The 22,317-nt window shown below is 63.4% G+C and carries 21 protein-coding genes; 5 read left to right on the top strand and 16 right to left on the bottom strand.

All coding sequences use genetic code 11. The features are described from left to right. The first annotated feature begins 62 nt into the window (after positions 1-62). Positions 63-365, top strand: coding sequence for a hypothetical protein (locus tag K5K89_RS11620; protein ID WP_071491518.1), 303 nt, complete (start codon positions 63-65; stop codon positions 363-365). 231 nt (positions 366-596) lie between these two features. After that, entirely contained in the window at positions 597-2,633 is a 2,037-nt protein-coding gene (locus K5K89_RS11615; RefSeq protein WP_102592170.1) for an NADH:flavin oxidoreductase, read from the top strand. Here K5K89_RS11615 and K5K89_RS11610 read toward each other — a convergent pair. After that, positions 2,630-3,301 (bottom strand): TetR/AcrR family transcriptional regulator, encoded by a 672-nt coding sequence (locus K5K89_RS11610; protein ID WP_071491520.1) that lies wholly within the window; start codon positions 3,299-3,301, stop codon positions 2,630-2,632. The genes K5K89_RS11615 and K5K89_RS11610 overlap by 4 nt on opposite strands. Before the next feature lie 139 nt (positions 3,302-3,440). Between K5K89_RS11610 and K5K89_RS11605 the strand changes: the two genes are divergently transcribed. After that, positions 3,441-4,217 (top strand): hypothetical protein, encoded by a 777-nt coding sequence (locus tag K5K89_RS11605; RefSeq protein ID WP_173668604.1) that lies wholly within the window; start codon positions 3,441-3,443, stop codon positions 4,215-4,217. Between the two features lie 68 nt (positions 4,218-4,285). On the opposite strand, the gene K5K89_RS11600 is transcribed toward K5K89_RS11605, so the two are convergent. The 4 genes from K5K89_RS11600 to K5K89_RS11585 are packed head-to-tail and all read right to left on the bottom strand — an operon-like array spanning position 4,286 to position 8,079. Beyond that, positions 4,286-5,134, bottom strand: coding sequence for an alpha/beta fold hydrolase (locus K5K89_RS11600; protein ID WP_071491522.1), 849 nt, complete (start codon positions 5,132-5,134; stop codon positions 4,286-4,288). A 12-nt stretch (positions 5,135-5,146) separates the two neighbouring features. Beyond that, entirely contained in the window at positions 5,147-6,439 is a 1,293-nt protein-coding gene (locus K5K89_RS11595; RefSeq protein WP_092246149.1) for an NAD(P)/FAD-dependent oxidoreductase, read from the bottom strand. 43 nt (positions 6,440-6,482) lie between these two features. Beyond that, complete coding sequence (locus K5K89_RS11590) at positions 6,483-6,905, bottom strand: RidA family protein (protein WP_071491524.1); 423 nt, start codon at positions 6,903-6,905, stop codon at positions 6,483-6,485. 34 nt (positions 6,906-6,939) lie between these two features. Beyond that, a complete protein-coding gene (locus tag K5K89_RS11585) occupies positions 6,940-8,079 on the bottom strand; it encodes a tyramine oxidase subunit B (RefSeq protein WP_222541441.1) in 1,140 nt (379 codons plus the stop codon). A gap of 187 nt (positions 8,080-8,266) precedes the next feature. On the opposite strand from K5K89_RS11585, the gene K5K89_RS11580 reads away from it, so the two are divergent. Next, a complete protein-coding gene (locus K5K89_RS11580) occupies positions 8,267-9,082 on the top strand; it encodes a helix-turn-helix domain-containing protein (RefSeq protein WP_222541440.1) in 816 nt (271 codons plus the stop codon). Positions 9,083-9,093: 11 nt separating this feature from the next. On the opposite strand, the gene K5K89_RS11575 is transcribed toward K5K89_RS11580, so the two are convergent. The 9 genes from K5K89_RS11575 to K5K89_RS11535 all read right to left on the bottom strand — a co-directional run bounded on the left by K5K89_RS11575 (position 9,094) and on the right by K5K89_RS11535 (position 18,557). Then, positions 9,094-10,035 (bottom strand): helix-turn-helix domain-containing protein, encoded by a 942-nt coding sequence (locus tag K5K89_RS11575; protein WP_071491527.1) that lies wholly within the window; start codon positions 10,033-10,035, stop codon positions 9,094-9,096. A gap of 74 nt (positions 10,036-10,109) precedes the next feature. Continuing rightward, the gene (locus tag K5K89_RS11570) at positions 10,110-10,889 is read right to left on the bottom strand and encodes a 2-keto-4-pentenoate hydratase (protein ID WP_222541439.1); all 780 of its coding nucleotides are present in this window, start codon (positions 10,887-10,889) and stop codon (positions 10,110-10,112) included. Next, the gene (locus tag K5K89_RS11565; protein WP_222541438.1) at positions 10,886-12,493 is read right to left on the bottom strand and encodes a bifunctional 3-(3-hydroxy-phenyl)propionate/3-hydroxycinnamic acid hydroxylase; all 1,608 of its coding nucleotides are present in this window, start codon (positions 12,491-12,493) and stop codon (positions 10,886-10,888) included. Before K5K89_RS11565 ends, K5K89_RS11570 begins: the two co-directional genes overlap by 4 nt. Before the next feature lie 62 nt (positions 12,494-12,555). Continuing rightward, positions 12,556-13,158 (bottom strand): amino acid synthesis family protein, encoded by a 603-nt coding sequence (locus K5K89_RS11560; protein ID WP_071491530.1) that lies wholly within the window; start codon positions 13,156-13,158, stop codon positions 12,556-12,558. 10 nt (positions 13,159-13,168) lie between these two features. Next, positions 13,169-13,627, bottom strand: a complete 459-nt coding sequence (locus K5K89_RS11555; protein ID WP_071491531.1) for a VOC family protein — start codon at positions 13,625-13,627, stop codon at positions 13,169-13,171. A gap of 11 nt (positions 13,628-13,638) precedes the next feature. Further along, on the bottom strand, positions 13,639-14,679 hold the full coding sequence (locus K5K89_RS11550) for a YCF48-related protein (RefSeq protein ID WP_071491532.1): 1,041 nt from the start codon (positions 14,677-14,679) through the stop codon (positions 13,639-13,641). A 12-nt stretch (positions 14,680-14,691) separates the two neighbouring features. Next, positions 14,692-15,486, bottom strand: coding sequence for an SDR family NAD(P)-dependent oxidoreductase (locus K5K89_RS11545; RefSeq protein ID WP_071491533.1), 795 nt, complete (start codon positions 15,484-15,486; stop codon positions 14,692-14,694). A 27-nt stretch (positions 15,487-15,513) separates the two neighbouring features. Continuing rightward, positions 15,514-17,004 (bottom strand): aldehyde dehydrogenase family protein, encoded by a 1,491-nt coding sequence (locus K5K89_RS11540; protein ID WP_222541437.1) that lies wholly within the window; start codon positions 17,002-17,004, stop codon positions 15,514-15,516. Positions 17,005-17,015: 11 nt separating this feature from the next. After that, on the bottom strand, positions 17,016-18,557 hold the full coding sequence (locus K5K89_RS11535; protein WP_071491535.1) for an acetolactate synthase large subunit: 1,542 nt from the start codon (positions 18,555-18,557) through the stop codon (positions 17,016-17,018). Between the two features lie 212 nt (positions 18,558-18,769). On the opposite strand from K5K89_RS11535, the gene K5K89_RS11530 reads away from it, so the two are divergent. Further along, positions 18,770-19,528, top strand: coding sequence for an IclR family transcriptional regulator (locus tag K5K89_RS11530; protein WP_071491536.1), 759 nt, complete (start codon positions 18,770-18,772; stop codon positions 19,526-19,528). Positions 19,529-19,555: 27 nt separating this feature from the next. Here the strand turns inward: K5K89_RS11530 and K5K89_RS11525 are convergent, their stop codons facing one another. Both K5K89_RS11525 and K5K89_RS11520 read right to left on the bottom strand, forming a co-directional pair. Next, positions 19,556-20,869: a hypothetical protein gene (locus K5K89_RS11525; RefSeq protein WP_173668603.1), complete on the bottom strand. Its 1,314-nt coding sequence runs from the start codon at positions 20,867-20,869 to the stop codon at positions 19,556-19,558. Positions 20,870-20,872: 3 nt separating this feature from the next. Continuing rightward, on the bottom strand, positions 20,873-22,297 hold the full coding sequence (locus K5K89_RS11520; protein ID WP_222541436.1) for an aldehyde dehydrogenase family protein: 1,425 nt from the start codon (positions 22,295-22,297) through the stop codon (positions 20,873-20,875). Positions 22,298-22,317: the final 20 nt, after the last annotated feature.

Raw genomic sequence — 22,317 nt, 5'->3', positions numbered from 1 at the left:
ACTTGTCGTGGCTGGGCAACCCCTTTCCCAGTCACGCCCGGATAGCTCAGCGAGCGTGAGAAATGAATTCGTCCTTATCACCCCTTGAAGAGTCGTTGAAACTGCACACTGCCCGGCTGAAACGGCTGCAGCGTTACTGGGTGCCGTTGCAACAGCGCGCGCCCAAATGGGTATTGGCGCTGTGGATCATCGGCGTAGCCGTGTCGCTGGCGACTCAATGCTGGTGCCATTGGTTCGTGACCGCGCCGCTGATCTGCGCGCTGATCATCGCGGAAATCGTGATCGACGAGGCGCAGATGACCCTGCTGTTGCGCACCGATGCCGTGCGCGATTTATTGAATACAGCCCGTGGTCGCTGCTTCTGAGCCTGCTCACCACAGCAGTCCACTCAGCACCACAAGCCCGCTCACTACAACCTGAACATTCCCTCAAACCGCGTGTTGTCCACCGTGCTCCCGCGCGCCTGCATCATTTGGAGAGCATCGGCAGGTCGAAATTAAAATGTACATGCATGTCGAGATTTATTGACGCACATGTACATTTATCCTAATTTCAAATCGCCAAGCCTGATGATGCCCACGAGGGAGCACACTCTGATGTCCAACGATCCCCTGCTGCAGCCCTATAAGATCAAGCACCTGACCCTGCGCAATCGGATCATGACCACGGCCCACGAACCGGCCTACCCGGTGGACGGCATGCCGCAGGCGCTGTACCGCGCCTACCACGTCGAACGCGCCAAGGCTGGTGTGGCCTTGACCATGACCGCAGGCTCAGCCGCGGTGTCGCGGGACAGCCCGCCGGTGTTCAACAATGTGCTGGCGTACAAGGATGAAGTGGTCGGCTGGCTGAAGGATTTGACCGACGAGTGCCACGAACATGGCGCGGCGGTGATGATCCAGTTGACGCACCTGGGCCGTCGCACACGCTGGGACAAGGCCGACTGGCTGCCGGTGGTGTCGCCTTCGCACCGGCGCGAGGCCTCGCACCGCTCCTTCCCGAAGAAGCTGGAAGACTGGGACATCGAGCGAATCATCAAAGACTACGTCGACGCGGCCGAGCGCATGCAGGCCGCCGGGCTGGATGGCCTGGAGCTGCAAGCCTACGGGCATTTGATGGACCAATTCTGGTCGCCGCTCACCAACGCGTTGGATGGCCCGTACGGCGGCCCGCTGGAAAACCGCATGCGCTTTACCTTCGATGTCCTGCGCGGCATTCGCCAGCGGGTCGGTGAAGACTTCCTGCTGGGCGTGCGCTACACCGGCGACGAGGCGCTGCCGGGCGGGTTCAATGCCAGCGAAGGTTTGCAGGTGTCGCACCTGCTCAAGGACAGCGGCCTGGTGGACTTCCTCAACGTGGTGCGCGGGCATATCGATACGGATGCGGGCCTCACCGATGTGATCCCGATCCAGGGCATGCGCAACTCGCCGCACCTGGAGTTTGCCGGTGAGATCCGTGCGTCTACCGGGTTCCCCACCTTCCATGCGGCAAAAATCCCCGATGTCGCCACGGCGCGCTACGCCATCGCATCAGGCAAGGTGGACATGGTCGGCATGACCCGCGCCCATATGACCGACCCGCATATCGTGCGCAAGATCATCGAGCGGCGTGAAGAAGACATTCGGCCCTGCGTCGGCGCCAATTACTGCCTGGACCGCATCTACCAGGGCGGTGCGGCGTACTGCATCCACAACCCCGCCACCGGTCGCGAAACCAGCATGCCCCATGACATTCCCAAGGCAGCGGTGCCGCGCAAAGTGCTGATTGTCGGCACGGGACCTGCCGGGCTGGAAGCGGCGCGGGTCGCCGGTGAGCGCGGGCATGATGTGACGGTGCTGGAAGCGGCGGACCGGCCCGGTGGGCAGATCCGCCTGACCGCCCTGAGCGAGCGGCGCCGCGAAATGATCGGCATCATCGACTGGCGCATGAGCCAGTGCGAACGCCTGGGTGTCAAGTTCCACTTCAACACCTGGGCCGAAGCCGAGGCCGTGCTGGCGCTGGAGCCGGATGTGGTGATCGTGGCGACCGGCGGCCTGCCGCATACCGAGGTGCTGGCCCAGGGCAATGAGCTGGTGGTGTCGACCTGGGACATCATTTCCGGCGACGTCAAGCCGGGGCGCCATGTGCTGATCTTCGACGACGCCGGAGACCACGCCGCCCTGCAAGCGGCCGAGGTGATTGCGCAGAGTGGTGCCAGCGTGGAAATCGTCACGCCGGACCGCTCGTTCGCGCCGGAAGTCATGGCCATGAACCTGGTGCCCTACATGCGCAGCCTGCAGGACCTGGACGTGACCTTTACCGTGACCTATCGGGTCGAAACGGTGGAGAAACGCGACGGTCGGCTGCTGGTCACTTTCGGCAGTGACTACGGCGCGGTGCACAAGCAGCGGGTGGTGGACCAGGTGGTGGTCAACCACGGCACCCTGCCCCTGGATGACCTGTACTTCGACCTGCGGGGGCATTCCAGCAACGGCGGCGCGGTCGAGCAGCACGACTTGATCGCCGGCAACGCGCAGCACCTGGTGACCAACCCCGAGGGCCGCTTCCAACTGTTCCGCATCGGCGATGCAGTGGCCGCACGCAATACCCATGCGGCGATCTACGACGCGCTGCGGTTGGTCAAGGATCTCTAAAGCGGCTCAAACACCCCCGGTGCGGTCTCGGCGTAGCCAAACGCCCCAAAGAAGCGGTCCAGTTCGCGCCGCTTCAAGGCCTTGCCGGTGAACACGCTGACGTACTGGGGAATGCGCCGGAAGCGCACCACCACGTCCTCGCTGGTGTTCATCGAGATATAGCCGATCTGCGTCAGGTAGATGGTCCGCGCGCGCACATCGGCGGCCTCGTCATCGTAGCCAAAGCGCCGGAACATGCCGGTCAGGGCGTTGATACGGGTGTCATCGGCCAGGGCGATTTCCGCGCTGACTTCTGCCGACTGCATGGCCCAACTGCGCACGGCAAATTCGAACTGCGAGTCGAACAGTTCCGGGTTCAGCCAGCATTCAAAGACGTTGAGAATCGCCTCGGAAATGCTTTCGGCGTAACGCTCGCACTGGAACACCAGGTTGCCGGTGTTCTTGTCGCGCCAGCGCGCCAGCAAGGCGGCGAGCAGCTGCTCGCGGTCCTCGAAAAACCAATAGAAACTGGTACGCGACAAGCCCAGCTGCTTGGCCAGCGGCAGCACGCGCACGGCGTCGATGCCGGACTCTTTCAACGCCGCGTAGGCGGCGTCCAGCCACACATCGACCGAGCCTCGCCAGCCCGTGTCCTGGTTCTTGCCTCGCGGTTTTGCCGATGGAGCCATCCGGGGGTCACCTTTGCCTGGGAAATGCCGGTCACTTTACACGCCCCCTTCCCTGCGTGCAGTTCGTCGGTAAACCCGCACAAAGAAAAAATCCAGACTACTGTACATGCATACAGAAACGTAGTTGAGGATGAGCATCATGAATGACGATTTGAAGCAGGCAGGTTCTACCACCACCGCACAGCCGACCACCTCATTCGAGCAGGCTAAGACCGGTCGAGCGCTGGATTTCACCTGGGCGCCTGACGCCAACACGACGAACACCATCGTCTCGGCGGATTGTGTCGACTATCGGGTCGATACCTCCCGGGGCAGCCCCACCGGTGACAGCCACTCCATTGCACGGCTGACCTACGTCCAGGGGAATGGGGGTGGCCAGATCGGCACGCTGTTTCTCGAAGAAGTGCGTGCCGGCGTAGGCGCCAATACCCAGATAGGGCTGATGGTAGGACGCAAATGGGCAATGGACGCCGACACAGCGAATACCGGCAGCATCGGCACCTACGTCGTGGAACAGTTCGATGACATGCGTGCCAGCGTCAACTACGTCGGGGCCTTCGCCCGTGTCTTCGCCGACCCCAGGATGGTCAGTTATCACGCCGGGGGCCATGTACACACCAATATCTCGATCACCGGCAGCAGGGCCCTGAGCATGGCGGATTCAGGCAAGTCGATTCTGGTCCTGAGCAACACGGACGTGACCCTGACGCTGGGTGATGATGTGACGGAAGGGTTCAGGGCCACGTTGATCCAGGCGGCGGCAGGCAAGATCAACATCGTCGCATCGGGCAACCACACGCTCTACAGTAATGCGGGAAGCCGTACACGCACGCTGAGCCCCCTGGATGAGCTGGAACTCAGCACGTTTCCAGGCGGCCCGGTGTTCCTGGCCTTCCGGGTGAGGCCGGCAGCCTGAGGTAGCAGGCCAGGCCCCGGGGATTCGGCAGCAAGCAGCCTTGAAGATCAACGCGGCCAACGAGTTCCCTAGAAACACTCAGGCGCAAGTTCCCTGAGGAATGCCCAAACCAATGCGTTGAACACCTCGCCCTGGTCGTCATGCACATAGTGACTCGCGTCGGCCACCTCCACGGTCCGAATATGCGGGTTGCTCGCGGTCATTGCTTCCAACGTTGCTGCCGGCAGGAAGTCCGAGCGACCGCCGCGAATAAACAGGGTCGGGCAATCCAATGCACGCACCGCCGGCCACAAATCCGTCGGCTCGATGCTCAGGCGCGCCTGGGCAATCCCCTGCTGATCATGGCGCCAGGTGATCCCTGCGTCGTTTTCCTTCATCGAATGCGCCAGCCTGGAGTTCAGGCCCTGCTCCGACAGACCGGGGCGTGACGCCTGCCAGAAGGCACGGGCCAGCTCCCAGTTCTCGAACTGCAACGGTGTCTGGCTCATCTCGCGACGGATACGCGCAGCGCCATCGCCCTGGCTTGAAGAACCGGGGCCGATGTCTTCAATCATCAGCCCCATCAGCCGACCAGGGTGCTGCCGCGCATATTCAAGGGCGTTGGCGCCGCCCAATGAATGCCCCAGCAAGACAAACCGCTGCAAGCCCACATGGGCGACGAAGTCAGCGAGGTCTTCGACATACGACTGCGTGTGGTAGGTGTCGGGCGCGGCCCAATCACTCAGGCCCCGCCCGCGTTGGTCCAGGGCATAGATGCAATAGCCTGCGCCCAGGGACTGCACCAGCGAATCCCAGGTTTGCGCATAAGCGCGCAAACCATGCAGCAGCACCAGCGGCACGCCACCCGGCTTGCCCCAGCGCAAAAAATGCAGGCGCAGGCCGCAACGGTTGGTGAAGAAACAACTGTCAGCAAGCATCGGTGTGTTCCTCTAGAAACGATCGAAGCGATAAGGGCTTGGGTCGATGATCGGTGTATGCCCGCTGACCAGGTCTGCCGCGAGATGACCCGCTGCGGGCGACGTACCGAAGCCATGCCCGGAGAAACCCGTGGCCACGGTCAGCCCGGGGATCTGCGCAACCGGCCCGATCACCGGGTTCGAATCCGGCGTGACATCAATCGTACCGGCCCAGGCCTGGGCGATGCGCGCCTGCTCGAACACCGGCCAGGCGGCGATGAGGTTGTTCATCGCATCGCCGTTCAGCCGTGGGTTGGCCGGAGGGTCCTGCACCCGGACGCGCTCGAACGGGCTCACACTGCTGGAGTGCCAACGCCGTGCAAGCTTCAGGTCGTGCAGGAACGGCTTGCCCAGCGATACATCGAGCACATGGCGCTGCGCCCGGAACTGCGGCATGTACTGCTTGGCGAGCAACAGGTGATCAAGGGTCAGGAAGGCGTCCAGCTTGCCGCGCTGGGTGACGATGAAACCGCCGTCCTTGTGCTTGCGGAACGAAAAGTCCGGCGCGCCGACGGCAATCTGCGTCGGCCCTTCCATGGGGTGGGTGCGCAGTACCGAGCAGGTCAACGGCAGGGTCGGCAACGACACCCCCAGGTTACCCAGGAAGCGCCGCGACCACATGCCACCCGCCAGCAATACGTGGTCGCAGCGGATTTCACCTCGCTCGGTCACCACGCCACTCACGGCCCCGGCAGACATTTGCAACGTACGCACCGCACACTGCTCGACAATCACCACGCCCAGCGCCATGGCCGCCTTGGCGATGGCGCTGCTGGCCAGGGTCGGTTCGGCACGTGCGTCAGACGGCGTGAAGATGCCACCCGCCCAATCGCCCACGCCGCCGGGCACCAACCCATCGATCTCACGCTTGCTGAGCAGCCGTGAATCCAGGGACAGATGCTCCACGGACTTGAGCCAGCCTTCATGCATCGCCATCTGCGCCGGGGTGCGGCCGACAAACATAATGCCTTCCTGGCGATAGCCGACATCCGCGCCAACCCGCTCGGGCATCTTGGCCCATAACCGGTCGGCCGCGAGGGCCAGGGGAATATCGGCGGCGTGGCGGCTGGTCTTGCGTACCCAGCCCAGGTTGCGCGACGACTGCTCGGCGGCGATGCGGCCTTTTTCCAGCACCACCACCGCGATGTTGCGTTCGGCCAGGGTCAATGCCGCCGTCAAGCCAATAATCCCGCCACCAATGATGACAACGCTGGTGGCGGCAGGAAACGCGGCGGATGTGTTCACGGGCGCAATAGTCGGTGCCATGATCAAGACTCGCTGATGGGCAAATAAGAGCAACCGCTGGCGGTCACTGCGACAGACGAATGACTTCGACCTGCGCCTTGGATGCGTTGCGATAGGCCGTCACTTCCAGCTCCACCTTGTAGACCGTCGACCCCAGTGGCGGGCACGTGACGGTGCTGGCCGGGTCGACGCCGCGAAACTTCTCGCCGATCAGGCCCATCACCGCCGGCACGTCCTTGGGGTCCTGGATGAACACCCGCGAACACACCACATCGGCCAGGCTTGCATCCACCGCCGCCAGGGCGGTTTCGATGTTGGCGAAGACCTGGCGGGCCTGCTCCAGGACGTCTTCCGGGATCAGTTTGGTCTGTGGGTTGCGACCTGCGGTGTTGGACACGTAGATCCAGTTGTCGACGACCACCAGGCGCGAATAGCTGGCCTGGTCTTCGAACGGCGAGCCGGTCTTGAGCTTGATGATGTTTGTCATGTCGAATGCCTCGTCAGAATAGGGGTTGAGTGACTTAACGCAGTACCGGGGTTTCCCACAGGTTCAGGCTGACGCCGATGCCTCGCCTGATCGCATTGCGGTACACCACCGTGCCCCAGGCCACGTCTTCCACGGGCATGCCGCCGACCGACATGATGATGATTTCCTCATCGGTCCTGCGGCCAGGGGCGGCGCCGGCGATGATCTTGCCGATGTCCTCGACGTCTTCCAGGCGCAAGGTGCCTTCGGCAATCATGTCCATGAAGCGCACGCCAATCACCGGCACGCAGTGATGCGCAGGCTTGGGCAACTCTTCAAACCAGGCCTGGTAAAGACCGGTGTTATCCAGCACCTTGCGCACGTCCGCCTGCTCCATGCCTTCATCGAGCGAGCAGGCCGCCGGCATCGCCAGAAATGCGCCCGGCTTGACCCATTCACGCCGCACAATTGGGTAGTTCGAGGGGTCGCCCGTTTCGCCGGAGCTACAATAAGTAACAAGGTCCGAATCGCGGACCACCTCTTCCAGGGTGTCCACCACCTTTATCGTGGTGATTTGCGGATAGGTCGCTTCAACCCACGCAATAAAATCGGTCAGGCTCTTCTGGCCACGGCCTTTGATTTTCAGCGTATCGATGTGCGGGCAGACCGCGATGAACGCCGCCAAGGTGGTCTTGCCCATTACGCCCGGCCCCAGCAGGCCCACGACTTTCGAGTCCTTGCACGCCAGGTGGCGTGCGCCCACACCGGGAATGGCCCCGGTGCGATACGCCGACAGCAGGTTGGCCGACATGTGTGCCAACGGCGCACCGGTGTCGGGATCATTCAGGGTGAACATCAGGATCGAGCGCGGCAGACCCTTTTCGCGGTTGGCGATATTGGAGCCGTACCACTTCACGCCAGCGGTGCAGAAGCTGCCGCCCAGGTAGGCCGGCATGGCCATCATGCGCCGGTCGGCCGTGGGCTTGGGCATGTTCGGGAACGGCGAATCCTTGGGGAAAATCACCATCGCACCATGGGAATCATTGTTCGGCCCGGCCATGCGGTAGTCGCCGGCGTACAGCAGGCTGAACATCTCTTCCATGGTATTCACGCACGCCAGCATGTCGGTCACGCCCGCGCGGATCATGTCCGGCTCGGAGAGGTAGATAAAGTCGATTTTTGTAGTCGTAGACATAGTTATTCTCGGGTCGAAGGTGATACCGCTGCGGTAGGCGCAGCGCCACGCTGTCGAGGTCGAGTATCGAGGGCACGGGGCCGGGTCGTATTGTAGTTTTCGGACACGCCAGGCCTTGTGTTACCGCCAGAGTTGGCGCGAATCCTGCGTGAAAAATCGCGCCTCTGAGCCTCTCGACAGTGCACCTATGATCTCGACTCCACGGCACCACACGGCAAACGAACAACCCTGGTTCGTTCTCAATTCGTCACGGTATTCGGTCATGCCCTCCGACCACCCGGCGATCTCGCATTTCTATGCGTTCGATGCGGCTCAATCGACTCAGGTACTGGCCGTTCCGGATGGGTGCGTGGACATCGTCTTCGACTGTGATGCCGTGCGTCCGAGCGCCAAGATCTGCGGGACGCCGCTCGCCGCCAAGGCGGTCGAATTGAACCCGAACCACCATTACTTCGGCGTGCGTTTTTCACCCGGCGTCATTCCCGGTTTCATCAATGTGCTGGCGGAGGAATTGACCGAGCGGGAGCTCGACTTGCTGGAGGTTTCGACGTTTGCCCGGCGCATCTTCGACAACATCGTGCAGGCGCCGCAGTTGAGCGAGCAAATGCGCCTGTTCAATGACTATCTTGCACCCCGCCTGATGGGCAAGGCATCACCGCTGACCGCCCTGGTCATTCAACAAGCCATGCGGCATCGCGGGTCTATTCGCATCCACCAGCTTGAAGACCTCAGCGGTTACACCAGCCGCACGCTGCACCGCCAGTTCAGCCAGGACACCGGCATGTCGCCCAAGGCCTTTTGCCGGATCATCCGCTGCCAGGCCGCCCTGGACACCCTCAATACCTGCCGGGACGTGTCGTTCTCGGCGTTGGCGCTCGACCTGGGTTTTGCCGACCAGTCGCACTTCCAGCGCGACTTCAAGCAACTGGTCAGCACCACGCCCTGCGACTACCAGCGCAAAATGCTGCAGAACGCCTACGCCGAGCGGATCAGCTACGCCTGAGAATGGGCGCCCTAGCGGGTCGCCCTGAGGGTTTCGGAGGGTGACTCGCCAAACAGTTCCCGGTAATGCCCGGCAAAATGGCTCAGATGAAAAAAGCCCATCGCCACGGCAATTTCGCCAACGTTCTGGGAGCAGGCAGAGGTGCTGTTCAAGCGGCGGCGCACGGCATTCAGGCGCAGGTTGCGCAAGTATTCGACCGGGCGCATACCGGTCACGGCCTGGAAACTGTTCTGCAGGGTGCGCCGGCTGACCCGCAGGTGTTCGCACAGATCAAGAATGCTCAGGGGCGTGTCGCCACTGGCGTCGATCAACTCCTGGCAACGCTTGACCAGGTAAGCACTGACAGTGACATTGCCACGCCGGCAACGCACCTCATCGGTGGCGTTGCTGAACAGATCGAGGAAGGCGTTGAGCAATTCGTCTTCAAGCATTTTTTCAGCCGCTGGGCTGACCGCCTCGGACTGTTCCACCAGGTGACAGAACAGGGGATGGATACGCTGGCGAATGCGCAAGAGTAACGCATCGTCCACGCTCAACTGAGAAGTGGTCTTCAGCCGCTTGAGCTGCTCGTTGGACAATTCGAAGGCCGCCAGTTTGGCGAAGCGCACCGCGTCGATATTGAACGCAAAAAAGTGCGTGCCCTCGGGCGCATGCAACACAAACTCCTCGCCATCGCGCAACAGCACCACGCTGTGGGTGCCCACCTGTTGGCCTTGCACCACCGGCGCGGGGCCCAGCGACATGGCTGCGCACAGCCGCCCTTTCGGGGCGTAACCGCGCTGGACCACGCGTTTGTCCAACACCTCCTGGAACACCTGGAAGCGATCGGCGGACAATTGCCGCAGCTCACTCGTCAGGCAACCACGGCCAAGCTGGTCATACACTTGGCGCCAGCCGTGGATAGACCCGGCGTGTTGTTGAGGGTCATTGAAGGTTCGCGCTTCAGCGAGCATGGTTGTCGTTCCTCGGTGGCCTGGTGTCTTCATCGACCTGAAAGGGACGCTGTCATCCTTGACCGCACGTGGGTTTACACCGGCACGGTGTCAGCGGTGAAAACCAAAGCCAGTTCCGTGCCAAACATCTGCAGGCGATAGGTGGTCGGCTGGATGCTCATGGGCGCCAGCAACGCCCCGGACAGCACGACCTGTCCCGCCTCCACCGGTTGACCGTCGGCCAGCAGGCGCCGGATCAGCCAGCACAGGTTGGCCAGCGGTGTGTCTTCGCGCTCCAGGGTATTGCCGTCGCCGTACAGCGCACCGGCGCACTCCAGGCGGTAGGTTGCATTGAGGTGCAGGGCTGGATCAAACGGCGTCCGTGGCCCGATGCAATAAAGCCCCGCCGCGGCGTTGTCGGCCAGGAACGCGCCGGCGCCAAAGGTCCAGGCTTGCCAGCGGCAGTCGGCGATTTCGAAGGCGGGCGCGACGTCACGGATGGCCGCCAGGATGTCCTCGTCGCTGTAGTCACCGGTCGCCAGGGTGCGCCCGATGACCACCGCCACTTCAATCTCCAGCTTGGGCTGGATCAACCGTGACAGGGCCACCGCCGTGCCCGGCTTGACGCTCATGTTCTCGGTCAACGCGCCGTACACCGGCTGATCGAGGCCAAAACGCTGTTGCGCGGCGCTGCCGGCGAAGGCGATCTTCCACCCGCTCAGGCGCTCGCCGGCCGCCAGGCGGGCGTCCAGCCCCAGGCGTTGCAGCGCGTACCCGGAATATGGGTCCAGCGTCTCGGCGGGCAACGGCGGCAGGGCCTGCCGGGTCAGGGTGGCCTGGTGCAAGCGGTTGAGCAGTTCGTTGTTGTGGCTCATGACAGTTGCTCCGCCAGTTTGCGCAGTACCCCATCCAGTCGCTCGGGCGTGGTGATCGCGGCGACAAAACGGTCCGGCCGCACCACCACGATGCAATCGCGCACCTTGGAGAACCACTCGCCCAGGCGGTTATCCACGTCTTCCACGCTGATGGCGTCCGTGGCGGTCAAGGGCTGCCCACGGCCGACACCACTGCGCGAACGATTGACTTGAATGAAACGCGCATCCCAGCGTGCCCAATAGCCGGCCATTTCCTCGCTGAGGTGCCCGCGCGGGTTCACGCGATACCCCAGCACCGCGTAGCCGTTGCCCAATACATCGTCCAGGCGGCGGCGCTGGCCCTGGGCATCTTCGATATAGGGTTGCACGAACAATTGCCCGACCAGGTCATCCTCGCGCAACTCGGCCCGCTCATGATGGACCAGGCCTTTGGTGATGGTCGCCTTGGGTTTGAACTTGAACTCCAACAGGTGCGAGCGCAGGTTGTCGACGCTGTTCACCGCCTGGAACAACCAGTCGCGTACGCCGGCCATCAAGGGGTTGGTCAAGCCCAATACGGTGCCCATATTGTCGGCCAGTGCAACCAACTCGGTGGCATGCCCACGGCGCTCCTGGTCGTAGCTTGCGAGGATCCCATGGGACGCACGCCCCTGGATGATCGCCGCGAGTTTCCAGACCACGTTGGCCACGTCGCGCAGTCCGGAGTTGAGCCCTTGCCCGGCCCAGGGCGGCGAGATGTGCGCCGCGTCGCCCACCAGCGCCACGCGGCCCTGGACAAAGCGCGCCGCTACCCGTGAATGGTGGGTGTAGGCGCGGATACGGATGATGTCCAACTGGTCGACCGCATCGCCGATATGCCCACGGATCAGGTCGCGGATGGTGCTTTCGTCGCACATCTTCGCCTCGTCCTCGCCCTCCATCAGCATGAACTCCCAACGCCGCTGCTGGTAAGGCAGGTAGATGCACACGAACGGGCGCTGCGGGTCGGCATGCAGTGCGGTGTAGGGGGCATCCAGGGTGTCATTGGCGGTGTCGACCACCACCCATTTGCGCGGATGGGTCAGCCCCAGCAGTTCAACACCGACCTTTTTGCGTACGGTGGAGCGCCCGCCATCGGCGCCGATCACATAGTCGGCGCGCAGCTCATAGAGCTCGCCCTGGGCATTGCGCACCTGCAAGGTCACACCCTCGCCGTCCTGCTCCAGTTCAAGCATTTCATGGCCCTGGCGCAACTCCACACAGGTACGCTGCCCCAGGTTTTCGCGCAGCGTGCCTTCAAGTAACTGCTGCATGAAGATGTTGCGCATCGGCCAGCCGTAGTGGGCAGTGCTCGGCTTGACCTCGGCGAAACAAACACCGCGTGCGTTGTAGTAGCGCAACGGCACGTCGCAGATCATGTCGCGCACAGCCAACTCGGCGATGCCGATACCCTGCAACACGCGCAGGGCTTCATCATCCATGCCCACCGCACGCGGGTAAGGCAGGATGCAATCAGCCAGTTCAAGGACGACGCAGTCGACACCGTACATCCCCATATAGTGTGCGGCCGTGATCCCGTTGGGACCGCCGCCGACAATGACAACTTGGGTCTTCTCCTGCTTCATCGCTCATCACCGCTTTCTTGTTGTGGTTGTAATCCGGTACAGCTCAAGGCGCACGCCTGCTGTCAGTGCAGCCCATCCAGGCCTTTGACGTCTTTAGCCTGCAGGCCGCCCAGGCGCGCATGCAAGCGTCCACGCGTAGCGAAGGCCCAGATGATCACGACCTCGTCGGGCGCAGGCCCGTCGCCAAACATCAGCGATATGCTGTCGTAGTGGGAACGGACGTACAGGGCATCCTTGTGCGCCAGCGGTACGTCGATGGTCGACCCCGGCCCGCCACGCTTGCCGGTGGACGGTACCCAGGATTTGCCGCCGCCCAGCGCGACGCGGATCGGGTCGGCTGCCGGGTTGGTCAGGAATGCATTACCGTGCTCGTACTCGCCCTCGCTGCCCACCAGGATCGCCTTGCCATAGCTGACAATCTCACGGGCGCCGGCCAGTGCCTGGATGCGCCGGCCAAACTCTTCGCCCAGCAGCGGCGAAGGGTCGACCAGTTCGGCGAGCGACTCGCTGTAGCGACCGGCATAAGGGTTGGCGATCACGGCGGCAATCGCATATTTGAACAGTGGCTCGCCATCGGCCAGTTGGCCGGTTTCGTTGGCCAGGGTTTCTTCGACAAAGCTGTACCATTTGCGGATGTGATAGCTAGCAAAATTCGCAGTTTTCATCGGGGTTGCCTCAAAGTGGGTCCAGTGGGTCCAGGTTGAAATGTCGGCTCGGTGCGCCAGCGGCCTTGAACCGGGCCTTGCCGCGCGCATCGTCATGCTCGGTCTCGAGGAAGAATTCCATGCGGTTGCCGTCGGGGTCGTTGAAGTACACGCCATGGCCGATTTCGTGGTCGGTGATCTTGACCACCTCGACACCCTTGCCCAGCAACATGCCGTAGAGCTGGCGCAGGGTGGTCATGTCTCCGTCGATTTCCAGGCCGTAGTGTTGCAACCCCAGCCCACCCTGATGGGCGCCAGGGTCGGCGCGGATCAAGGCGATGTCGTGGTGCTTGCCGCCAAACGCCATCATGACCCAGCTCTCGCCCCGGGCACTTTCGTGCATGCCCAGGATGTCGGCGTACCAGCGCGCCGACACGTCCGGGTCACTGACCCAGAGCGATAAGTGAGTACGCAGGATCTCGACTTTCATGGCGATATACCTCAGTGCTTCTTGACGATGGATTGATGCCCGGCCTTGATTTGCGCCACGGCCGGCGTCCACAGCACATCGGCGATCTCGCTGAAGTCGCGCCACTGTTTCTGCCAGCCGTCGCCGCCGTTGTCGGAGGTGAACAGATGCCCGTACTTGGTGCCCGCCACGATCTGCCGGGGGTTGGCCGGGTTGAAGGCAATCGCCCATACGCAGGAATTGGGCTGCTGGGAAAGCGGCAGCACTTCCCAGCTGAGCGCCGCATCGCGGGACACCAGGATCTTGCTGGTGGTGCCCGGCGTGCCATCGGAAATGCTCAGGTACAGGTCGCTTTGCGAACCCAACGGCGCGTTCATGGCGCGGATGTAATACAGGCCGAAGGCTTCGCGGCCGATGATGCCAGTCCAGGTCAGCCCTTCGTCCAGGCTGCGGTAGACCGCGTTGACGCAGACCACCACGATGACTTTCTGGCCATGGTTGGGCAGTACCAGGATGTTGTGCACGTCCGAGTTGAACTCCCACAACAGGCGGTCATCGACGCGGGTCCAACTGTCGCCGCCGTCGCGGGAGTGGAACAACCCACCCTCTTCAAGGCCGAACCACAGCTGGTCGGGGTCGGTCGGGTCGTAGGCAAACGCCAGCAGGCGTGGGCGACTGACGCCGTCGCAAAACTCCGGAATTTCCACCGGTGCCCGATCCCAGCTCAGCCCACCGTCCAGGGTGCGCCACAACACAGCGCGGGAAGGTGCACCGGTGCCGACGAAAATCCGTTGTGCGTTCCGTGGGTCCACCGCGACTTTCCACACCGTCTGCCCGTTGAACGGCGAATCGACGCGCTGCCAATGGCCGCCGGTGTCACGGCTGACGCACAAGCCCACGTCGGTGCCGGCATAAATCACCTCGGGCGCGTCGGGGTGCAGGCTCAGTGAGCGAGTGATCGCATCGAATTCCAGGTCCTGCCCCAGGCCCAGGCGATGCCAGGTACGGCCATCGTCGGCACTGCGGATCACCGCTTGCCCGACGGTGGCCACCAAAAGGGTTCCGTTACTCATCACAGATGCTCCTCAGATATAGATACCACGGGTCAAACCGCCGTCGATGCCGATGGACTCGCCGGTCACCGCGCCAGCCTTGGGCGACGCCAGGAAACCAATCAGCCAGCCCATTTCAATCGGTGCGAGGGTGCGGCGAATCGGCGTCGCGTCGATGTAAGCCTGCTCGACCTGCTCCGCGGTCTTGCCTTGCTTGACCGCTTCGCGGTCATACAGCTCCTGGATATGCGGGGTATCCACAACGCCTGGGTGAATCAGGTTGACCGTGATGCCCGAGGGGCCAAGCTGGTCGGACAGAGTCTTGGTCATGTGGGCGATGGCCAGGTTGCGCATGCCCGACAGCACCTTGCTGCTGCGTCCGGTGAGGCCACCGATGTTGATGATGCGACCGAAGCCAGCGGCCTTCATGTGCGGGGTCACGGCCTTGGCGCAACGGAAGTAGCCGATCACTTTGGTGTTGAGGTCCGACAGCAGTTCATCGTCACCGGCGTGTTCGATGTCATTGCGCACTACGCCAGACGGCGCAGCGGCACCGTTGACCAGGATGTCGATGCGGCCGAAGTGCTTGTAGGCGGCTTCGACCATTTCCGACACGGCGGACATCTCATTGGTGTCGCAGAACAGCGGCAGCACTTCGTTGCCGGTCTGGGCGCTGATCTCTTCGGCGGCCAGTTGCAGGAACGCCATGCGGCGCGCGCAGATCACCACCTTGCAGCCTTCTTCGGAGAGAAAACGTGCGACTTCCTTGCCGATGCCCATGCCGCCACCGGTAACGATGGCCACGCGGCCTTTCAATTCCAGATCCATAACAATTACCTCGTGTGATTATTCAGTTCAGGCCAGATCGACAAACACGCTTTTGGTCTCGGTGTAGGCATCGATCACGTTCTTACCCATTTCCCGGCCCCAGCCGGATTGCTTGTAGCCGCCGAATGGCGAGGCCGCATCGACCACGTTCCAGCAGTTGACCCACACCGAGCCCGCCTTGAGTTGCGCCGCCACGCGATGCGCCGAGCGCAGGTCGCGGGTCCACAGGCCGGCCGCAAGGCCATAGGGCGAATCGTTGGCGCGCAGCACCAGGTCATCGATTTCGGTCCAGCTCATTACCGTCAGCACCGGGCCGAAGATTTCTTCGCGGGCGACGCAGGCCGCCTCGGCGCGATCCAGGAACACACTGGGCGCAATGAAGTGGCCACGCTCCAGGTGGGCCGGACGCCCGCCACCGCAGATCAGTTCGGCGCCCTCTTCCTGGCCGCGTTGCAGGTAGCCCTTGACCGTCGCCAGCTGGCGCCCGGAAACCAGCGGGCCCATGCTGCTGGCCGGGTCCAGGCCATTGCCGAGGACATGGGCGGCGGCGTGCCGTTCGAGTTCTTCGAGGACCTGGTCCAGCACGCTGGCGTGCACGTACAACCGCGAGGCGGCGGTGCACACCTGGCCCTGGTTGTAGAAAATGCCATCGGCGGCGCCTTTGGCGGCGCGCACGATATCGGCGTCGGGCAGGATGATGTTCGGCGACTTGCCGCCCAGTTCCAGCGAGACCTTTTTCATGTTGCGCGTGGCCGCTTGCGCGATCAGCCGGCCGACCTGGGTCGAGCCGGTAAAGGCGATCTTGTCCACATCGGGATGCTCCGCCAGCGGCGCACCGGTTTCGGCGCCAAGGCCGGTGACCAGGTTGACCACGCCGGCCGGGAACCCCGCCGCCTCGATCAACTGCACCAGGCGGATCGCAACCAGCGGCGTTTGTTCGGCAGGCTTGAGCACCGCGACGCAACCGGTGGCCAGCGCCGGGCCGAGCTTCCACACGCACATGTTCAGCGGGAAGTTCCACGGCACGATCAGGGCGCAGACCCCCACCGGTTCACGCAGGGTGTAGTTGAGCATCGGCGCGCCGCTGGCCGGTGAAACGGGCAAGGTGCTGCCTTCGATTTTGGTCGGCCAGCCGGCGAAGTAGCGCAGGATGGTGGCGGCGCTGGCCGCTTCACCGCGCGCTGCAGCAATCGGCTTGCCGTTTTCCAGGGTGATCAGCTGCGCCAGTTCTTCGCGGTGCTGGTCCAACAGGTCCGCCAGGCGGAACAGCAGCAGGCCGCGCTGGGCCGGTGACTGCAACGACCAGGCGCCGTTGAACGCCGAACGCGCGGCGGCAACGGCGGCGTCCACGTCCCGTGCACCGCCCTGGGCCACTTCGGTCAGGGTGTCTTCGGTGGCCGGGTTTTCCACCGCAAAACGGCGGCCATCGGCAGCATCCTGCCAAGTGCCACCGATAAACAGGCGACCCGGCTGGGACAGAAAAGCCTGGACGGCGGGTAGTACTTCAAACAGCTTCATGGTCGACTCCTTCACAGCGCCATTTCGATCAGGCAAGGCCCGCCGTCGGCATTTGCATTGGCCAGCGCCCGTTGCAGTTCGGCATTGGTGTGCACCGTGCTGGCTGGCACGCCGTAGCCTTTGGCCAGGGCTTTCCAGTCAATGCGCGGGCTGTCGAGCACCGTCAGCTTCAGGGCTTCAGGTCCCAGTTCGGTCATGCCGAAACGACGCAACTCGTTCTGCAGAATCGCGTAGCGGTGGTTGGCGGCAATCAGGATCACCACTGGCAGTTGCTCGCGGGCAATGCTCCACAGGGTTTGAATGGTGTACTGGGCACTGCCGTCCGATTGCAGGCAGTACACGCGGTTGCCGCGCTCGGCCAGGGCGGCGCCGAAGCCCACCGGGATACCCTGGCCGATCGCGCCACCGGTGTTGGTCAGTACCCGGTGCCGAGCGGCGCGGGCCGAAGCGGTGAAGAACGGATAGCCGCAGGTGCCGCCTTCCACGGAGACAATGCTGTCGTCCGGCAGGGCGGCAGCCAGCAACTGGCCCACCGACTGTGGGGTCAGCTCGGCGTGACCGGGCGGCAGTTCGATGCCCTGGGGCGTTGGCACATACGCGGGTGCATCCAGGGCGTCGGCCAATGCCGTCAGCGCGCCGGCCACATCGTCACCGACATCGGCCAACGCCAGCAGGCGCTCACGTTCGGCCAGGCGCGACGGGATGCCTTCGTAGCCGAAGTAGCTGATGGGCTCCGGCACGCCGGCGCACACCACCCGGTCGTATTGTTCGAGGATTTCAATCGCCACTTCCGGGAAGTACGGCAGGCGGTCCAGGTCCGGCAGGCCACCGCCACGGTAGCTCAGGCGTGGAAAGGTCTCGGCGAACAGACGCACGCCCGGCAGTTGCGCCAGGCGCCCCGCCGCTTCCAGGCCGGCAACCGACAAGCCTTCGTCGCCGACGATAAACACCAGGCGCAGGCCGTCACGCAGGGCCTTGGCCACGCTCTCGATGCGGTCGCCGGCAAAGCGCCGGACCGGCGGGCGGATCGGGGCGAATACACCGCTGTGGGTCACGGCATGGGCTTGCAGGTCCATGGGCAGGATCAAACTGGCGATCTGCCCCTTGGCCTGCCAGGCCGCGCGCATGGCTTCCTGCAGATCCTCGCCCACCCCCGACGCCGTGCGCGAGGTGCGCACCCAGCCGGAGACCGCGCCTGCCAGGGCCTGGATATCACTGGCCAGCGGCGGGTCGTAGTTGACGTGCCAGGAGGCGTGATCGCCGATCACGTTGACGATGGGGGTGTTGGCGCGACGTGCGTTGTGCAGGTTGGCGATGCCGTTGGCGAACCCGGGCCCCAGATGGGTCAGGGTCATGGCCGGTTTGCCGGCAATCCGGCCATAGCCGTCCGCCGCGCCGGTGCAGACCCCTTCAAACAACGACAACACCGGCTTGAGTGCAGGTGCGCTGGCCATCGCCGCCACCAATGGAATTTCGGTGGTTCCGGGGTTGGCGAAGCAGTACTCGATACCGCTTGCCGCAGCCGCATTCACTATCAGTTGCGCACCATTCATTTTCAGCCCTCTTGCTTGAGCGTTTGCAGTGATGAGATTTATCACACACAAAAATTCAATCAACAAGCATTTTATTTTGATTTGTCTCACTTAGTGAGATTTATGTGTTTTTTTGACGACCCAAAAAGCACAAAAGATTGCGTTTTTCTTTCACTGCGGTAGTGTTGCGCCAGCGGAACGCAGCACGTGCCCCTCCCCTTTTTAGGAACGAAATGAGCAGCCTGAGCAAATTGCTGAGCGTCCTGGACCTGTTCGGCCCACAGACATTGAAGATCGACCCCGACACCATCGCCGAGCGCATGGGCCTGTCACGGGCCACCGTGTACCGCTACGTCAAGGACTTGTGCGATGCCGGCCTGCTGACCCGCGTGGATGCCGGCAGCTATGGCCTGGGCCCACGGGTGATCGAGCTGGACTGGAAGATGCGTCAGTACGACCCAATCCTGCTCGCCGGGCGCGAGCTGATGCACGAGTTGTCCGCGCAAACGGGCCTGGCGGTGTTTGCCAGCGTGTTTTATGACGGGCGCATCATCAACACCTACATCGCCGAGCCCACCGACACCTATCACTTTGCGTTCGGGCGTGGGCAACCGTTGCCGTTCTTTCGCGGCGCGCAGTCGAAGGTGTTGATCGCCTACCAGAAAGGCCGTCGCCTGCAACGCCTGTTCGACGAGCACCTGGCCAACGACCCCGCCAGCCCCTACGACTGGGCGGGGTTCAACAAGGCCGCGAAAAAGATCCGCAAGGACGGCTACTGCCTGACCCACGATGAGCTCAACCTGGGCCTGACCGGTATCGCCGCGCCCATCATCCAGACCGACCTGGACGAAGTGGTCGGCAGCCTGTCGGCCGTCGGCAGCACGCAAAGCTTCAAGCTGCTGCGCCAGGAAACCGTGATCGAGATGGTCATGGACACCACGCGACGGATCGCCGACAACATGCGCAACCCGCCTACCACCAGAACGGCATAGGTATCCCAACGCCGTACCCAGCCATGCTCAGAACGGTACGGCCACGGTCACCTGGCTGTACACATTGGTGCCATTGCCCCCCACCTGATTACCGCCCGTGGTCGCGTCCTTCTCGGGCTTGTACAGGCCGACCAGCGGGGTGACGATCAGGTGCGGGTTGACCGCCCATTCGGCATACAGGTCCAGTTCCCGGGCATTGAGGTTGATTGCATCGCGCTTGCGCACGGTGTCGAAATCGAAGAACAGCGCACCCAGGGTCAGGGTTTCCAGCGGGGTCGCCTTCAACCCGACATGCTGGACCCGTGTATTGCTGTTGAACGGCCCCGAGTAGTTGCTGGCGACTTCGCCTTGCAGCCAGGTGCCGTACCCCAGGCTCTGGCCGGTGAACAACGAGTCCCACTTCTGTGAGTAGCGCGCATAACGGTACGTGAGTTTGGGCGACCAGGCGCTATCGGCAAAGGTATAGCCTGCCTCGCCGTACCAGGCGTTTTGCGGGCCGGCGTCCTTGTCCTGCCAGGCGTACTCGAATGCCAGGCTGACGTTCTTGACGCCCGCATCGCCCTCACCGCGCACGCTGTAGACATTCATGCCCTTGCGCTGGCGCTGGAAGTCACTGGCCCATTGATCGTTCACGTTGATGCCGTGGATCCAGGTCAGCCCGATCGTCCCCGGCTGGGCGGTGTAGTCCAGCGTACCGGCGGCCAGTTCGGTTTCAGCCTGGGCGCGGTTGTCGGACTTCAACCACAGCAGGCTGCCATGCAGGCCGTCCTGCCCACCCAGGCGCACATACGCGGTCTGGTCGAACGCATGCCGCGCCGCCAGGTAGAACGCCCCCCCGCGGTTCAGCTTGCCATCGGCGGGGCCCTTGCCCAGGTTCGGCCCGTCATCGTTGATCAGGAACCCACGACCCAGCTTGACCACCTGGCGCCCAGCGGAAATATCCACGCCGTTCTTGCCCAGCGCCGGGAACAGATCGTCGGACCGCCAGCCGAGGTACGCGTCTTCAATCTTGGTGGTGCGCTCGGTGCCCAGGGTGTTGCCTGCCGGGTCGCCATCGCCCCAGGTAGCGGAACTGAGCAGTGCAAAGGCACCGTACGCGGTGCCGTTGCCGGCGAGGGCCTGGTCGCCACTCAAGCCATACTTGATAAAACCCTCGCGCCAGGTAGAACCGCCGGGCGTGCCGTCGTAGTTCTTGCGGCTGTTGAATTGCCCGAACACCGCGGTCATGTCGGCGTTGAGGTGACGACTGTCATCGCTGTACAGCTCATAGGCATGCGCGGACGGGAAGGCGCAAAGCACCAGGGTGCACGCCAGCGCGGAGCCGATAAGTGGAGGGTGCATGGCTCAGGCTCCTTGTGGTGGCTTGCGAACAAACAGCAATTGCTGACCGGTGAACTCCAGCAGGCCTTCCAGGCCGAACTCGACGCCAAACCCGGACATCTTGCTGCCGCCAAACGGCGTGTTCGGCTGGATCTGCGCATGGCAGTTGACCCACGCCACCCCACTCTCCAGGCGGCTGGCCAGGAGCTGGGCCTGTTCGACATCCGGCCCCCACACCGAGCCACCCAGGCCCATGTCACCGGCATTGGCGCGCCGCAGCACGTCTTCCACGTCGCGGTAGGCGATCAGCGGTAGCACGGGGCCGAACTGTTCTTCATCGACCAGGCGCTGACCGTCGGTGACGTCGGCCACCAGGGTGGGCGGGTAGAAAAAACCGGGGTGATCCAGGCGTGCGCCGCCGCACAGCACCCGCCCGCCGTTGGCCCGTGCGTCGTCGACCAGGGCTTCCACCAGCGCCAGCTGTTCCAGGTTCTGCACCGGACCGAAGGTTACCCCCGCCTCCAGGCCATCCCCCACCACCTGGCGCGCCGCGATCTGCGTCAGCGCCTCGGCGAAGGCCTGGTATTGCGACTCGTGGATATACAGGCGCTTGAGGGCGGCGCAGGTCTGCCCCATGTTGAGAAACGCCGCCTGGAAGATCGCCTCGGCCACCTCTTGCACCGGCGTGCCCGGCAGGATGATGCCCGCGTCGTTGCCGCCCAGCTCCAGGGTCAGGCGCTTGAGGTTACTGGCAGCGCCGCGCATCACGCTTTGCCCGGTGGCGGTGGAGCCGGTGAAGACAATCTTCTGGATGCCTGGATGCGCCGTGATTGCGCTGCCGAAGCCTTGCTCGCCCGTCACGCAATTGATCACGCCGTGGGGCACATGGCGGGCGATGATATCGATCAGGCCCAGGGTGCTCAGCGGCGTCAGGCTCGACGGTTTGCTGATCACGCAATTACCGGCCCGCAATGCCGGCATGATGTGCCACACGGCGATCATGAACGGCCAGTTCCACGGCGTGATCGAGGCCACTACGCCCAAGGGTTTGCGGTGCAACTCGATGCGTTGGGTGGGGGTGTCTTCCACCAGCTCCACGGCAATGTCTTGCCCCGCCGCGTAGCGGGTCCAGGCGGCCGCGCCCATGACTTCGGAAAACGCCAGTTCCAGCGGTTTGCCTTGTTCCTGCACGATCAGCCGGGCCAGTGCATCGGCCTCCCGTTCGATATCCGCCGCAATCGCCAGCAGGCGTGCGCTGCGGTCGGCGTGGCTGCTGTGGCGCCAGCTTTTGAACGCCGCCTGCGCGGCCTGCACCGCCTGGTCGAGTTGCCCCAAAGAACCTGCCGGGCAGTGAGCGAACACCGCCCCGGTGGCCGGGTTGACCACCTCGAACCGCCCCTGCTCACCGGCCACCAGGGCCCCGTTGATAAGCATCTTGTAGTTGTGCATTTGCAACCTTCCTTTCACAC

The organism is Pseudomonas sp. DR208 (genome assembly GCF_019823005.1).
In the GTDB taxonomy this organism is placed as follows: Bacteria; Pseudomonadota; Gammaproteobacteria; order Pseudomonadales; family Pseudomonadaceae; genus Aquipseudomonas; species Aquipseudomonas extremorientalis.
This window is presented reverse-complemented; position numbering and strand designations above follow the sequence as displayed.

Excerpts from the sequence above, each read along its gene's own strand:
- K5K89_RS11620 (WP_071491518.1), top strand. The coding sequence starts at position 63 with ATGAATTCGTCCTTATCACCCCTTGAAGAGTCGTTGAAACTGCACACT.
- K5K89_RS11615 (WP_102592170.1), top strand. The coding sequence starts at position 597 with ATGTCCAACGATCCCCTGCTGCAGCCCTATAAGATCAAGCACCTGACC.
- K5K89_RS11610 (WP_071491520.1), bottom strand. The coding sequence starts at position 3,301 with ATGGCTCCATCGGCAAAACCGCGAGGCAAGAACCAGGACACGGGCTGG.
- K5K89_RS11605 (WP_173668604.1), top strand. The coding sequence starts at position 3,441 with ATGAATGACGATTTGAAGCAGGCAGGTTCTACCACCACCGCACAGCCG.
- K5K89_RS11600 (WP_071491522.1), bottom strand. The coding sequence starts at position 5,134 with ATGCTTGCTGACAGTTGTTTCTTCACCAACCGTTGCGGCCTGCGCCTG.
- K5K89_RS11595 (WP_092246149.1), bottom strand. The coding sequence starts at position 6,439 with ATGGCACCGACTATTGCGCCCGTGAACACATCCGCCGCGTTTCCTGCC.
- K5K89_RS11590 (WP_071491524.1), bottom strand. The coding sequence starts at position 6,905 with ATGACAAACATCATCAAGCTCAAGACCGGCTCGCCGTTCGAAGACCAG.
- K5K89_RS11585 (WP_222541441.1), bottom strand. The coding sequence starts at position 8,079 with ATGTCTACGACTACAAAAATCGACTTTATCTACCTCTCCGAGCCGGAC.
- K5K89_RS11580 (WP_222541440.1), top strand. The coding sequence starts at position 8,267 with ATGATCTCGACTCCACGGCACCACACGGCAAACGAACAACCCTGGTTC.
- K5K89_RS11575 (WP_071491527.1), bottom strand. The coding sequence starts at position 10,035 with ATGCTCGCTGAAGCGCGAACCTTCAATGACCCTCAACAACACGCCGGG.
- K5K89_RS11570 (WP_222541439.1), bottom strand. The coding sequence starts at position 10,889 with ATGAGCCACAACAACGAACTGCTCAACCGCTTGCACCAGGCCACCCTG.
- K5K89_RS11565 (WP_222541438.1), bottom strand. The coding sequence starts at position 12,493 with ATGAAGCAGGAGAAGACCCAAGTTGTCATTGTCGGCGGCGGTCCCAAC.
- K5K89_RS11560 (WP_071491530.1), bottom strand. The coding sequence starts at position 13,158 with ATGAAAACTGCGAATTTTGCTAGCTATCACATCCGCAAATGGTACAGC.
- K5K89_RS11555 (WP_071491531.1), bottom strand. The coding sequence starts at position 13,627 with ATGAAAGTCGAGATCCTGCGTACTCACTTATCGCTCTGGGTCAGTGAC.
- K5K89_RS11550 (WP_071491532.1), bottom strand. The coding sequence starts at position 14,679 with ATGAGTAACGGAACCCTTTTGGTGGCCACCGTCGGGCAAGCGGTGATC.
- K5K89_RS11545 (WP_071491533.1), bottom strand. The coding sequence starts at position 15,486 with ATGGATCTGGAATTGAAAGGCCGCGTGGCCATCGTTACCGGTGGCGGC.
- K5K89_RS11540 (WP_222541437.1), bottom strand. The coding sequence starts at position 17,004 with ATGAAGCTGTTTGAAGTACTACCCGCCGTCCAGGCTTTTCTGTCCCAG.
- K5K89_RS11535 (WP_071491535.1), bottom strand. The coding sequence starts at position 18,557 with ATGAATGGTGCGCAACTGATAGTGAATGCGGCTGCGGCAAGCGGTATC.
- K5K89_RS11530 (WP_071491536.1), top strand. The coding sequence starts at position 18,770 with ATGAGCAGCCTGAGCAAATTGCTGAGCGTCCTGGACCTGTTCGGCCCA.
- K5K89_RS11525 (WP_173668603.1), bottom strand. The coding sequence starts at position 20,869 with ATGCACCCTCCACTTATCGGCTCCGCGCTGGCGTGCACCCTGGTGCTT.
- K5K89_RS11520 (WP_222541436.1), bottom strand. The coding sequence starts at position 22,297 with ATGCACAACTACAAGATGCTTATCAACGGGGCCCTGGTGGCCGGTGAG.